Origin of the sequence: Butyrivibrio sp. AC2005 (assembly GCF_000424145.1) — a bacterium.
In the GTDB taxonomy this organism is placed as follows: domain Bacteria; phylum Bacillota; class Clostridia; order Lachnospirales; family Lachnospiraceae; genus Butyrivibrio.
This window is the reverse complement of the sequence record NZ_AUJI01000039.1, coordinates 43,808-55,813: the sequence shown is the minus strand read 5'-3', so window position 1 is coordinate 55,813 and position 12,006 is coordinate 43,808. Positions and strand designations below refer to the sequence as shown.

The 12,006-nt window shown below is 39.3% G+C and carries 12 protein-coding genes; 3 read left to right on the top strand and 9 right to left on the bottom strand.

Annotated features, from left to right (window positions below; genetic code table 11):
- Positions 1 to 370 precede the first annotated feature (370 nt).
- Positions 371 to 880, top strand: a complete 510-nt coding sequence (locus G602_RS0112155; RefSeq protein WP_026659252.1) for a hypothetical protein — start codon at positions 371 to 373, stop codon at positions 878 to 880.
- Between the two features lie 51 nt (positions 881 to 931).
- On the opposite strand, the gene G602_RS0112150 is transcribed toward G602_RS0112155, so the two are convergent.
- The 7 genes from G602_RS0112150 to G602_RS28955 form a co-directional block, all read right to left on the bottom strand.
- Entirely contained in the window at positions 932 to 1,132 is a 201-nt protein-coding gene (locus G602_RS0112150) for a hypothetical protein (RefSeq protein ID WP_026659249.1), read from the bottom strand.
- Between the two features lie 21 nt (positions 1,133 to 1,153).
- A complete protein-coding gene (locus tag G602_RS0112145) occupies positions 1,154 to 1,957 on the bottom strand; it encodes an SDR family NAD(P)-dependent oxidoreductase (protein ID WP_026659248.1) in 804 nt (267 codons plus the stop codon).
- 45 nt (positions 1,958 to 2,002) lie between these two features.
- Positions 2,003 to 2,266 carry a hypothetical protein gene (locus G602_RS0112140; RefSeq protein ID WP_026659247.1) on the bottom strand — a complete coding sequence of 88 codons (264 nt, stop codon included), beginning with the start codon at positions 2,264 to 2,266 and terminating at the stop codon, positions 2,003 to 2,005.
- A gap of 151 nt (positions 2,267 to 2,417) precedes the next feature.
- The gene (locus G602_RS0112135; RefSeq protein WP_026659246.1) at positions 2,418 to 3,254 is read right to left on the bottom strand and encodes a polysaccharide deacetylase family protein; all 837 of its coding nucleotides are present in this window, start codon (positions 3,252 to 3,254) and stop codon (positions 2,418 to 2,420) included.
- Between the two features lie 219 nt (positions 3,255 to 3,473).
- Positions 3,474 to 4,082: a hypothetical protein gene (locus tag G602_RS0112130; RefSeq protein ID WP_026659245.1), complete on the bottom strand. Its 609-nt coding sequence runs from the start codon at positions 4,080 to 4,082 to the stop codon at positions 3,474 to 3,476.
- A gap of 198 nt (positions 4,083 to 4,280) precedes the next feature.
- Entirely contained in the window at positions 4,281 to 5,930 is a 1,650-nt protein-coding gene (locus G602_RS0112125; RefSeq protein ID WP_026659244.1) for a hypothetical protein, read from the bottom strand.
- 170 nt (positions 5,931 to 6,100) lie between these two features.
- A complete protein-coding gene (locus G602_RS28955) occupies positions 6,101 to 7,009 on the bottom strand; it encodes a 3'-5' exonuclease (protein WP_049945203.1) in 909 nt (302 codons plus the stop codon).
- A 294-nt stretch (positions 7,010 to 7,303) separates the two neighbouring features.
- Between G602_RS28955 and G602_RS0112115 the strand changes: the two genes are divergently transcribed.
- Positions 7,304 to 7,594: a hypothetical protein gene (locus G602_RS0112115; protein ID WP_026659242.1), complete on the top strand. Its 291-nt coding sequence runs from the start codon at positions 7,304 to 7,306 to the stop codon at positions 7,592 to 7,594.
- A gap of 50 nt (positions 7,595 to 7,644) precedes the next feature.
- Complete coding sequence (locus G602_RS0112110) at positions 7,645 to 8,478, top strand: hypothetical protein (protein ID WP_026659241.1); 834 nt, start codon at positions 7,645 to 7,647, stop codon at positions 8,476 to 8,478.
- Between the two features lie 219 nt (positions 8,479 to 8,697).
- On the opposite strand, the gene G602_RS30435 is transcribed toward G602_RS0112110, so the two are convergent.
- A complete protein-coding gene (locus G602_RS30435; RefSeq protein WP_155829848.1) occupies positions 8,698 to 8,865 on the bottom strand; it encodes a hypothetical protein in 168 nt (55 codons plus the stop codon).
- A gap of 55 nt (positions 8,866 to 8,920) precedes the next feature.
- Positions 8,921 to 12,004: a zinc ribbon domain-containing protein gene (locus G602_RS0112100; RefSeq protein ID WP_196808660.1), complete on the bottom strand. Its 3,084-nt coding sequence runs from the start codon at positions 12,002 to 12,004 to the stop codon at positions 8,921 to 8,923.
- Positions 12,005 to 12,006 lie beyond the last annotated feature (2 nt).

The following is a 12,006-nucleotide window of genomic DNA, read 5'->3' as shown; positions in this document are numbered from 1 at the left end:
CCAGGTGCTTTGAGATATAGCATCTGGATCAGGGTAATATTTGCGGAGATTTTCAACAACAAAGTTTTGGTAGTCGGCATGACTGCCACAATTAACAGGTAACATAAAATCGCCCTCCAATCAAAAAACTTACGGCCGCGCCGTAACGACACATCCTTTTTAACAAGGGCGCGAAGCGCCGCATTTTTGGAGGTAAATGTCAAGTGTTTTTTGATAAAAAAGTGGGGGATTTTAATAAAAAAGGAATCTGAAAGCCGCATTGTTACTGGCTTATAGATTCCGAGAGTATATTTATCAAAAAAGGAGGTAAAAGCCTACGGTTGAAAGCGTACAAAAGGCTGTCGCCAAAATACTGAAGCACAGAGAATTCATGTCGGATATTTTTGATTACGAAGTACTCGAAAAGGATGGGCATGTACTTCTTACATTCTCTGATTCTGAGCAGAAGCTACAAAACATCACAGAAACCCAGCTCGGAAAGACTGCTCTGTTTACTGACAGAACAGATCTGTCGGATTATCAGATCATTTCTGCATATCGGAGCGCCTGGCACGTAGAGAGCTCCTTTAAACAGATGAAGGATACAGATTTTCTGACGGTAAGGCCAATCTTTCACTGGACGGATCCGCGAATTGCCATACATATCTTTATCTGTGTGCTTGCCTATAGATTATGTACCCTGCTTCGCAAGGAACTTCATCAAAAAGGCATTGACTGTAGTATAGATCAGTGCCTTGAGTCTATGAATGCGATCAACAGGGTCACCACCTTCTATGGTGATATAGCAAAGCCCAAGAAGATAGAGGCGTTCATCGAAGGTGATGAACTGGCATCACGGATCGAAGAGGTCTACGGACTTCAGCAAAAATACTATAGTTAGGTATACGGCTTGACTTGCCTGAAACGCAGATGATTACTGCGTTTCGAGGCATCAGCCTTTTATAACTTGTAAACTTACGCCAGGATACTCATACTCTCCACTGCCATCATTAGTTCCGCACCTCTGGAAAGAAACATGGTCATCGTATTTGATGATCATATAGGAATTTTTAATCCCTCGGAAAATAATCTCAAATTCTGGTTCTCCGGAAATTTCACAAAATAACTTTTTGAATGCTTCATAGTCTATCATTTGCCGCACCTCCAACCAGCCTTAATCAAAAAAACTCCTCTTCCTAATCGGCGCTGTTATAAGCCTGAACATCACTTTTCGTCCCGTAAGCCAGTTTATGTGCACATCATTGGCAGGATCTTTCAGCATCTCTCTCACCAGGAACTTTGCCACAACATCCGGGTAATCCCCTAGCATGTTGTATACGTTCTTAGTTTTCTCAGAAAGCTCTATTTCCTGCTCTCCTCCCAAAGCCGTCTTGGTAAAATCAGTGATCATGATACCCGGTGATAGCCGTCCAATCCTAACCCTGCTATTTCTCTCTTCAAGTTCCTTCGCATAAGCTTTGGAAAAATGAGTGACAGCTCTTTTTGTTGTTCCATACATGTTGAGCCCTAGCATCATAGCATCATTACTTCCATATCCCTCAACCGTATAGATCATTCCGCCTTCCGATTGTTTCTCCATCTGCAGCGTGGCAATCTTTGTTCCCAGAATTGCTCCGCGAAGGTCAATATTTAGAAGCGCATCTATCTCTGAGTCTGTCAGCTCCCATATGGCTTTTGAAGGCTGGTTCACCCCAGCATTGTTAATCCAGATATCAATCGCTCCGAACTGCTTTACTGCGCTGTCCATAAGATTCTGAATGTCCTCAGATTTTGCGATATTACCTGCCACTCCAAGAATATCACCCTTGCCTTTAATCTTTTTAAGACTTTCTACCGCATGGTTAAGCCTGTTCTCATTTACTCCATTTATTACAACATTCCAGTCGTTACGCAAAAAAGCCGTAGCCATTTCGTAGCCAAGGCCTCTGGTGCTGCCTGTAATTACTACTGTTTTCATACGCTCCAAACTTCTTTCATATTCTTTATAAATAATACTTTTTATCTATATACGAATGAACGGTGAAAGACAGCCCTGCCCCTCAGGCAAAGCTTCCTCCAGTTCAATCTCTGTAATCATCTGTCCGCCTTCGGCAGAAACATGCATATCAAAAACAGCATCCTCTGATACTGCATAAAAATCCTTCGATGCCTTGATCTTATCTGCAGTCATTTTGTCGTAATGCACGATCTCTCCAGAGCGCACTGTAAACAAATGATTTTTTTCTTTGTTACTACCAAACATATTCAGAATAAATTTCAAAGTCATGACGTTTCCCCCTCTGTCCTCTAATCGTCAAACTTTATTTTACCCTATGTAGAAACAAAAAATAAGAGACCTGCCACCTTGGATTAGCCCCAAAATGACAGCCCTCTTTGCTTATCAGCCCAAAAGAGATTGTCTTCTATATTAATTCATTTTAAAACGTTACTGCAGCACCAGCTGGTACATATACATCTTTCTCTCCATACGTAAACCAGATTCCTCTTGATGTAGGATTTTGACACTTTGTCATTTCGGTGTTGAATATCAGCTGGTTAAACGCGTTGCAGTAATCATATATTTCAATATTTGTTGCATACCAGATGTCATCCCTGTGTCCCATATATTTACAGAATTCTTCGATAACATCCCAGTTATCACAAGCTTCAAATTCATAGCTGTGTCCCCAGAGATAAAAGAACATGGGATCCCACCAGTCCTTCGTCTCTGCAAATCTCTTTGCTAGATTCATTAGTTCGGGATCTGCATGATGGCAAGTGGCAGGAAGTCTCAGCCAATCCTTTGGCAGATGAAAATCATGTGTTGACTCTACCGTCCTTGCATAGCATATGCTACAGTTTTTAAGAATATCAACACTTCTGTCATCATAGGCTCCAAAGGGATACGCAAATCCCCTTACTATTGTCCCAAAGTGCTTCTCAAGCTCTTTCCTGTCATGCAAAATCTCATCTGTCGCAATATTTCCAGAAAGCCCCACAAGTGATGCATGTGTATAAGCATGAGCTGCTATTTCCCAACTGCTCTTTGCATAAACTTCCTTTGCTTTTTGCAGTGGCATCCTTCTGTGGATAGTCCCTTTTTCATAAGCCACATCTTCAGGCGGAAAGCACCCACTATTTAGGTTGAACGTTCCTTTGATGCCGTATTTTTCTGCAATCTCAATCAGTCTTTCATCCTGCTCAACTCCGTCATCATAACTTAAAGTAAGCGCCTTTGGCACTCCTCCCGGAAAGCGCATTATCATATTTGCCATTTAATATTCTCCTCTTCAAAAATCTCTATATGGATTATAGCGGTAAAATGGGCAGCATACTCTCCACAAAAGAATGTATGCTGCCCAGATAATGCTAATTTAATGGCTGATCAGTCCCATATGCCTCCAGCCATTGCTGTTTAAAAAAATAAGAGCCATCAGATGTTATTATCTGACAGCCCTTTGCTCTTAGGAATCTCTTCCCATCATATGCTGTGGCTATTTTAAAATTTTCTCAAAAAACGCATACAGGACGGCAATTCCTGTTCCAACTGTAGTCACAGTTGCACCTACGTTTTTTACTATAGCCAACATGTTTTCACTAGCTTTTTTTACATCCCATTTCCTTATCACTTTGACTGCCATACTTGTCAGACGTACCGCATTAGAAATGATAAAGGAAGCAATTCTGTTGAAATACCAGAATGCTGCTATAAGCGCTATAAGCAGCAATACTGGATGTAATCCGTTAAGTCTTACTACCGATTTCTTAAATCCGTATGCTATCTCTGTCATCGACATGATAACCACTATTCCAGCTCCAGCCTCATAAATAAGCCTTTTGCAGAATTTTTTAAGACCCTTCCTGCTTCCAATAATAAAAAATAATCCCAGTACAGTTCCTGCCGAACTAAGCAAACCCAGCATCCATCCAGCTATGCTCGCTGTTATGGCCGTATCTAGGATAAAGAAACTGTAAAAAAAGCTTGCAAGCAATAAGGAAACCCCTATTGTGATTCTTTTGGTCTTGTTCATGAATACCTTACGTGCATGACCAGACACTTTCTTAAATAATTTTTTTGCTCCCTTTGTAATTTTCTTCTTCATACCGAAGTCCTCCTTTTTACAGTGATTTAAGGTTGTTTTTCCCTTTTTCTCTGTTACCAGCCTATTTTTAGGCACAAAAAAACCGCCCCAAAACTGGAACGGTTAATACAAGCAATAATAAATAAAATAACTACATAACAACTTAATTATAGACATTTATCGAAAAAACATCAAGAAGAAAACCTCATTTTGTACTAACTATTTCTTTGCTAACGACTTTACTTTAATATATCCGTCATTCATAGTCGAAACCATACTATCACCAAAAGAAGATACTGTTCCTGAAATATTCAGCGATGCCAGCTTATCTTTTGCAACGCTTAAGGCGCTTGTTGCCTGAACAGGTACTATTGCCTCAAACCCGCCGCCATCTACAACATCCATCACTGCTTCTTTTGTAACCATATAGCCAACGCACGCAATCATACCTCCAGCCATACATCCACCCAGCATAGCTATTTTTGTTGCGGGCAAAGCTGCCAGGAACAATGATGAAGTAGGAATTGCCAACATGCAAATCATGGTTTTGTCTACCATCATATTCCCATATTCTTCAGCTGTTATTTTCCCTTGTGACAATTCATATCCGTGAATAGCTGCTTCAATCACAAGCACAGTCAATGTTGCTACCACAGAGGGATTTGCTGCTTTTAATTCTGCTCCCAGAATACCTTCCTGACACAAGGTGGTTACAATCCTGGATACAGACCCTTCAACAAACCCTTCTGACATGGATATGGCTCCATCTACGCCTACTTCCTTTAATTGTTCTTCATCAATTTCTTTGTTCTCAGATGCCTCTCTAAGAATTGAATAAATATCGGGTCCTATCGTAAATACAGTATTAATTACACCCACTTCCAATCCAGTCCCTATAGCCTGTTTCATAACATATTTAGGACTGATAACTGTACTTAATTTTATCCCAAAGTCCTCAGGTTTAAACTCACCGTTCTTTGATACTTCTGCAATAGCTTGCAACTCTTCGTATGTCAGGGGCTTAGATTGCGTACCATCAGGGGCAGTTAACCTGTCTCGCAGATTAGACAGTGTTTCCTGATATGATTTTGTTCTGGCAGAAGCAACATCACCTTCAAGAGCAGACAATTTGTCTATTCTTCCCTGTAAATATTCTGTTGCTTCAGCCACCTGGTCTGTTGGTATGATTCTAGTCTGCCCCTCATAAATAGATGAAAGCAGAGCATCCTGCGTTTCAGCGTTATAACCATTCTTATTCATATACTCTGCTAATGTCATCGGTTCTTTACTTGTATTCTTAGATGCAGAAGCATAATACTCATTATAGGCTTCTAACAAAGTTTTTGCCTGTGCCTGAGCACTTCCATTTGCATTCTGATAATACTTCAAACTTGCATTTTCACCATAATTTGTTTTTACATCAACAGAGCCCAGATCTGTACTACCGACTGTTTCTGCTCTAGCATCAGAGCCATTTGCAATTGCATTAAGATTAAATGTATCTGAAGCCCATTTTTCTGCCAAAAAACCTGCCTCTTGGGCCGTTCCTCTGGCAGAACCAGCAGCACTGTTCATGTCAGTCTTTAATATTGTCAGTGCCTCCTCAACATTCGCTACATATTTACTGCTCATTACTGCTGAATATTGTGCCCCCATAAACTCTACGGAATAATCCCATCCATCCTTAAACTTGCTTAAATCAAGGTTGGAATACCATGCAACCACATTATCTTTAGCTGAAGACGCAACTTCACCAACGGTATTAGCTGCAGATTCTGCTTTTTCCCTTGCACTTTCAAGGCTGCACGCTGTTGCATTAACAAACAATAATCCTATCAAAGACAGTGCCAATATTTTCCTAACTCTCATAGCACACCTCTCATTTAAGCTTTGTCCTCAAAATACAGTTATAAATATAGGGAATAGACCCCCTATTATCTATTCCCCACGGTTACTTCTATATGATCATTATATCAATTATTTATTTAATTTTTGTGTTTTCGTATTTTTATAATCTCTTATACAGAAGAACGATTCTATTATCTAAAAAACAATCTTTGAACCTGAACTATTATTCTTCTGGGCAATCTGATTATCATTCTGAATATCCGTATAATACTTCCTATAGTTCCGGCAGCAAAAATAAGTATAGCTACGGGTATCTTAATATTTTTCAGAAGATTGTTCTTACAAAAAGCACACAATGCCTCCAGATCACTTATACTCTTAGGTATTATTCCACTTAATACCATTAACGCTATTATTCCGAATATCGCCATCACAAGGCTCACAAATAATGAACTGAATAATCTTCCTCCGACCTCGAAGGTGACTTTTGTTTTCTTTTTTTCAGTAATCTCTGTTTGTACCTGCTCTTTATCTCGTTTCTTATACGTTGTAAATCTTTCGTCCGCGATTAATGCATCAAAACAATAAAGGGTAGCCCTGGCATCTTCATTAGAATCATGTGCATTAAAACAATATCCAAAGTATTCGGCACATTCTATCAATTTGCATTTTCTGTAAAATGAATGGTCTATGCCTGCCCTGTAACTTGCAAAAGCCGTCATCACATCAAAGCGCTTTCCTCCAACAATTATACCTGCAGCCTCTACAAACGAGATATCAAAGCCCACGTTGTAACCAACAATCAGATCTGCATTGTTAAATAGACCCTGAATCTGTTTTTTCACAGATTCAAAGGATGGGGCATCCTTTACCATTTCCCACTTTATACCATTTATAATTTCCGCTTCTGGCCATATTCTATGCCTTTCAGGTTTAATATATGAAGAAAATAGCTCGGTTCCATAACCATCCAAGATGGTAATCTGGAGTATCTCATCTAAAACATCGGATAGTCCTGTGGTCTCAACGTCAAACACAAGTATCCTGCTTTTATCCATCATAGGAAGCTTTGAAGCTTTTTTAGTTGCATACCATGACATTCCATTCCTCCATATGCACCTTCATCTGCTTATCGTGTCCCTAGCTATCGAAGGGTAGAATATCCCTTTATATCAATATTCTTGCATATAAATTATACAGCAGGGACATATAGCTGCTTATTAAATAACCATAAAATCATATTTTTCTCAGTATGTTATATTTCAATCAAGATTTTTAGCTGTCCTTATAGTCATGGTGCAATTCTTAATAAAGTGTTCAATTGCAACAAGTAATAAAAAGGAGTATTATATAGAAATCAGAATATATGTTCGATTTATTGTAAGAGGTTTTTAATGAGCAAGATTATTGAAAAAGTTGATGTTATATGCGAACACAAGTCAGACGGCAGCGTCATCCCCATGCGACTGCGATTCCAGAATGAAGACGGAGAATACGAAACATACAATATCAAAGGATACAGACAGGTAGTACATCCTGAATCCCAGACTACAAATGATGGCATATTTGTTGTTGCTGCATCCACACTGCATTTTGAGTGCATGATACTTGCGGTTGGCATGAAACGAATGATAAGGCTTTACTATGATCCACGGACTAGCGGAAAATGGAAGCTGGCAATATGATACATTGTTAATAAAGTAATAATTCAAATCTTTTTAATGGAGAGAGATAGTTGGATAAGGAAAAATGCTATAAAAAAATAATAGCTGATGCGGAAAGCTTTTATAAGAGCGAAAATCCCATGAGGAAGAACATTAAAGTGGGTGAAAAGACGTTTGATATGTTATGGTGTCCAGGACTTAAAAATGAAATCAATCTTTGGTCCTATTGGCAAGGTAAGGGTAATCTTGATACTGCTAAAATATTGGTCGTAGGTAAGGACTATGGGGGCTATGGTGCAGAGTCGGAGTTAAACAAGCTCGCAACAGCTTGTATTGATAGTGATGATTCAGATAAGTTTGATATTTCTAGGAAATATATTGAGGAGATATACAAAAATAAAAATGAGACCGATAACAATCTTATAAAACTGTTTAATGCGCTATCTGATGAATGTGGACAGGACCTGCGTGCTGATAAGCCTAATGACAATCTATTTTTTACAAATCTCTGTTTAGGCTATAGATCTATTCCAGATTTAACCGGGGGTGTATTGAGTGCGTTATTCGCACATGATGTTGCTTATCTTAAAGTACTTCTTCAATTATTGCAGCCCAAAGTAATGATTCTTTTAGGTCAGGATGTTGGAATAAGTGTTATTGAAGGACTTGTGGACCTTGCAGATCCTAGAAATAGTGCAATAAAGCATATTTATAGTGGCATCAAAAGCAGTCTTAATCGAGCGCTTGATAGGTCTGAAAATCATATTCAGCTTCAAATGGACGGAAACTTGATAGATACGTTTGTAGTTAGTCACCCTGGTTACTTTGGTTCTACTGTGAATCGAAAAGGCGGTTACGAGAAGGTCGAAGAAGACTGGAGAAAAATTGCTGCCTATATAAAATGATTCTTTTAAAGAAAGCAAAGTTTCCAGACTTCAGATAATTCTCCCTTCATTAGGATTTTGTATTTAAAATTACTGGCAGACTATTTTCGGCTCTCCCATTACTTTTCTCCACAGATCGCATCCTGAGAATGATCGAAACGATTTCTTCTATCAATATTATGAATTCACGTACTGGTTCTAAGTTGCAGAGAAAAATAAAAAGACTGGAAAGACTACAGTTTAAATGCCAAGAAAAAAGAGCTGCCACCAAATTTGATATGCAGCCCTTTTATTTTTACAGCTTTTTTCAAATATAAATCGGCAGGTTAATTCCCCATCTGCAATGGTTTCCCCAAGCATAACCTTAAAGTATGGGAACTGTTTGGTAAATTCACCGTCACATTCCATGGTTATATCTCAAAGGTAAACAATTTCAGCATCACTATAGCCCTGCCTTTTCCATTCAGTACCTATACCCTGTAGTGGAAAATGTTGCTTCCATATGGTAATCATCATCGTTAAAAGGTTCCCCATTTGTGGAATGCCACTCAGTAACGCTTCCCTTGAAGCTTAGTACAAGCCATACAATTCTGGTATTTGTATCGATTTTGAGATCAAATTCGGAATCACCCCTACTTTGATTAAGTGTACTTCCATAAAATTCTTCATACGGTATATCCACACCGGAATCTGTATAAGCTGCAGGAGTAACTCCGGTAGTAGTACGTCCGGAAGTATAAGAAACCCCTGGTGCCAAGTTACCATGATAGATTTCATAACCATCCTTGAATACATGATATTCCACTGTCCCTTGGGCATGGAACCCCCCTCTCTCATATTTATAATGCACTTTACCACCCATTTTATCCGGCAACTCTTCCAAATATTCAACCTTGGGTGCATCGATTTTAATCGATCCATCTTCTCCCAAATTAACCGTAACATTTTGTGGACGGTACTCAATCGGAATCAATACTCCTATGTCTGTCATCCCAACCGCCCTGAGCTTGTATTCAACTTTTTTAAACTTCTCCGATCCCTCCTTCTCTGGTTCAGCTCCTTTAACCATGATGTTTATATCTATGGTATATGAGCCATCCTTCAGGTCAATATCCGGAATCACAATATCTGCCTCTGTCTCTTCCCCAGTTTTAAGATCCGTAAAGACCATTTTTTGTGGAGCTCCCATCATCAGGTAGTGATAGTATGTACATTTAAAAACAATATCACTTTTTTTATTAGCCCGAGGAAGAAATCCGGGATCATAGGGATAATAATTTTTCTCTGAATTTTCAGTCCCATCTATATCTAATGGCAGGAATAACGGCTTATCTACTCCTTTAAAACGAATTGGTGTCTTAAAGTCACTACCAAATACATTCTCACCATCCGGAAGCGATCGGTACTTGCGGTTGGAGTTGATAGTCGTCCAATCCACACAGTAGACAGAATCAGCGAAGGTCTGCCCACTACTCAATGAGCCATCCGTCACATGAAAGACAAGTGTCCTATTCAAAGCAGGCAATAATTCCTTCTCCATTTTTTGGATAACTGATTCGCATGCTTTTCTCTGATAAGTTGTAGCCACATTTTCCAGAATAGGAATTGAATCTACCTTCTGTTTCATAACATAGGCATCTGACAGCTTTATTTGTTCTGCCCGTGGCATATTAAATGGATCATTTCCCAAATATTTATACTTCTTCATGAATTCATGTCTTGGTCCCTGTCCTGCAGCTCCCGCTGTCTGCTTTTCAGGCAGCTTCCAGAAAGCCCCTGCTACCGAACGGAATAATTCGTCAAAGATGGTCTCCAAATACTCTGGTTCATCTATATATAATTCGACAAGCTTGGAAAATGCAGGTGCAAATCCCTTGTAGTTGTCTGTTCGAAGTCCACCGCGTTCATTAATAAATTTACTGAACTCTTCATATTTCTTATCATCCATGGAGGAAGGCTTATCCATAAGAGCATAATGGTAATCCGCTTGTGCTTTCTCCCTCATATCTTCCGTATCAAAATACAGACGTACCCCTGCATCCTCATAAAAACGCCTATAGACTTCTCCTTCATCGGGATAATACTGTTTATACCATTCATCCACTCCATCTGAAATAAAAGTCTCATAGCCCTGACAATATGCAAATATCGCAACACCTATCGCGCCCGCTAATGGGTTTAGTACTTCCGGTGCAAAATTTAATGCAACTCCTGAAGCTGTGTTAAAAACATCAAGATCATGATCTAAAATTGCTTGAAACAAAGCTTCTGCATAAGGCGTTGTTGTGTTACTTAAAGCCTCAGATTTAACCTTTTGACTGGTAAACACAACATCAGCTATAGTCATACAGTGTCCAAAAATTTCCCGTAGGCTTATTTTTTCCTCCGATGCGGGAGCTATTAATCCCTCAGAAATACCTTTTCCTATCCAAAATATACCGTCCGTTGCATCGGCATAATCAAACAAATCAGCAGCTGTATCCATAGTGGGCGTATACGTAAGAGCTTCAATCTCTTTCGGCTTCTCTATAAGCAATTTAATACTGTTCCCTATGTCTTTAACATCCTCAATAGTCTTGAGTTGATACATATTCCAGAAACGCTCATAATCGATCCTAACCGGTTGTAACATCCGGGATTTATTACTGTGCTGTGTCTCTATAAATACTCCGTGGTCTAAATCAATCCTCCTGCCATCATCAATTACCAAATCCAGACGCTTTTCATCAAAGCGGTATTTTTTCTCGCCAAACAGACTAAAATGATCCGTATATATTGTATAGTATTTTCCGTCCTCACTAATTTCGCTATAAATATCCTCCCAGGTCCCAGTCTCCTCGTTATACCAGACACATCCAGACAGACTTTTGGCATCACCCTCACGGGGAATAGAGATAGTGATATCACTGTCAAACTCATGAGTTCCGGAAGCTAGAGAAAAATCATAGGCATGAATTGACCACCCCTCATCTCCCTGAGAAAGCACAGGCAAATTCTTAACCTCTATCTGATCTCCCTCTGACTCAAGTTCCCAGGATGGGATATCTACTCGAATATCTCCCATGGTTACACCTTCACTATCAGGAGTAACATCCGCCGTCATAATCTCGGCTTTTTCAATCTGCTCTTGGCTATATTTCAGCGGAATCTCATCCGCAGAAAGTACAACTCCGTCATTGTTAATCTCTGACACAGAAACATCATCCTCTTTCCCAAAAGAATCCATATCTAAATTCCCTTGTGCAAGATCTGACAGCCGTTCATACAGATTTTTTTTCGACTTATCCTTAACGAGAAATCCTGGAAACTTATAGCCTGCAACCAGAAACTCTATAACCATTACAACAACAAGCAGAATGTTAATCCTACTTTTCTTGACTTTAGTAGAAGATTTATGAGGTGTTTTTTGGTCTGATGATAATTCGGTTTTAGATTCTACTGAAACTCTTTTTGATGCAGACTTTTTTCCAACACCTTTTCCGCAATTAGGACAGAACTTTGCACCATCCTCTAACCTAGTGCCGCAGTTCACACAAAATTTTCCCATAA

Bases quoted from the DNA above. Each gene is read 5' to 3' on its own strand.
- G602_RS0112150 (WP_026659249.1), bottom strand. From the start codon at position 1,132: ATGATAGACTATGAAGCATTCAAAAAGTTATTTTGTGAAATTTCCGGA.
- G602_RS30435 (WP_155829848.1), bottom strand. From the start codon at position 8,865: ATGGAATGTGACGGTGAATTTACCAAACAGTTCCCATACTTTAAGGTT.
- G602_RS0112155 (WP_026659252.1), top strand. From the start codon at position 371: ATGTCGGATATTTTTGATTACGAAGTACTCGAAAAGGATGGGCATGTA.
- G602_RS0112130 (WP_026659245.1), bottom strand. From the start codon at position 4,082: ATGAAGAAGAAAATTACAAAGGGAGCAAAAAAATTATTTAAGAAAGTG.
- G602_RS0112115 (WP_026659242.1), top strand. From the start codon at position 7,304: ATGAGCAAGATTATTGAAAAAGTTGATGTTATATGCGAACACAAGTCA.
- G602_RS0112145 (WP_026659248.1), bottom strand. From the start codon at position 1,957: ATGAAAACAGTAGTAATTACAGGCAGCACCAGAGGCCTTGGCTACGAA.
- G602_RS0112100 (WP_196808660.1), bottom strand. From the start codon at position 12,004: ATGGGAAAATTTTGTGTGAACTGCGGCACTAGGTTAGAGGATGGTGCA.
- G602_RS28955 (WP_049945203.1), bottom strand. From the start codon at position 7,009: ATGTCATGGTATGCAACTAAAAAAGCTTCAAAGCTTCCTATGATGGAT.
- G602_RS0112140 (WP_026659247.1), bottom strand. From the start codon at position 2,266: ATGACTTTGAAATTTATTCTGAATATGTTTGGTAGTAACAAAGAAAAA.
- G602_RS0112125 (WP_026659244.1), bottom strand. From the start codon at position 5,930: ATGAGAGTTAGGAAAATATTGGCACTGTCTTTGATAGGATTATTGTTT.
- G602_RS0112135 (WP_026659246.1), bottom strand. From the start codon at position 3,254: ATGGCAAATATGATAATGCGCTTTCCGGGAGGAGTGCCAAAGGCGCTT.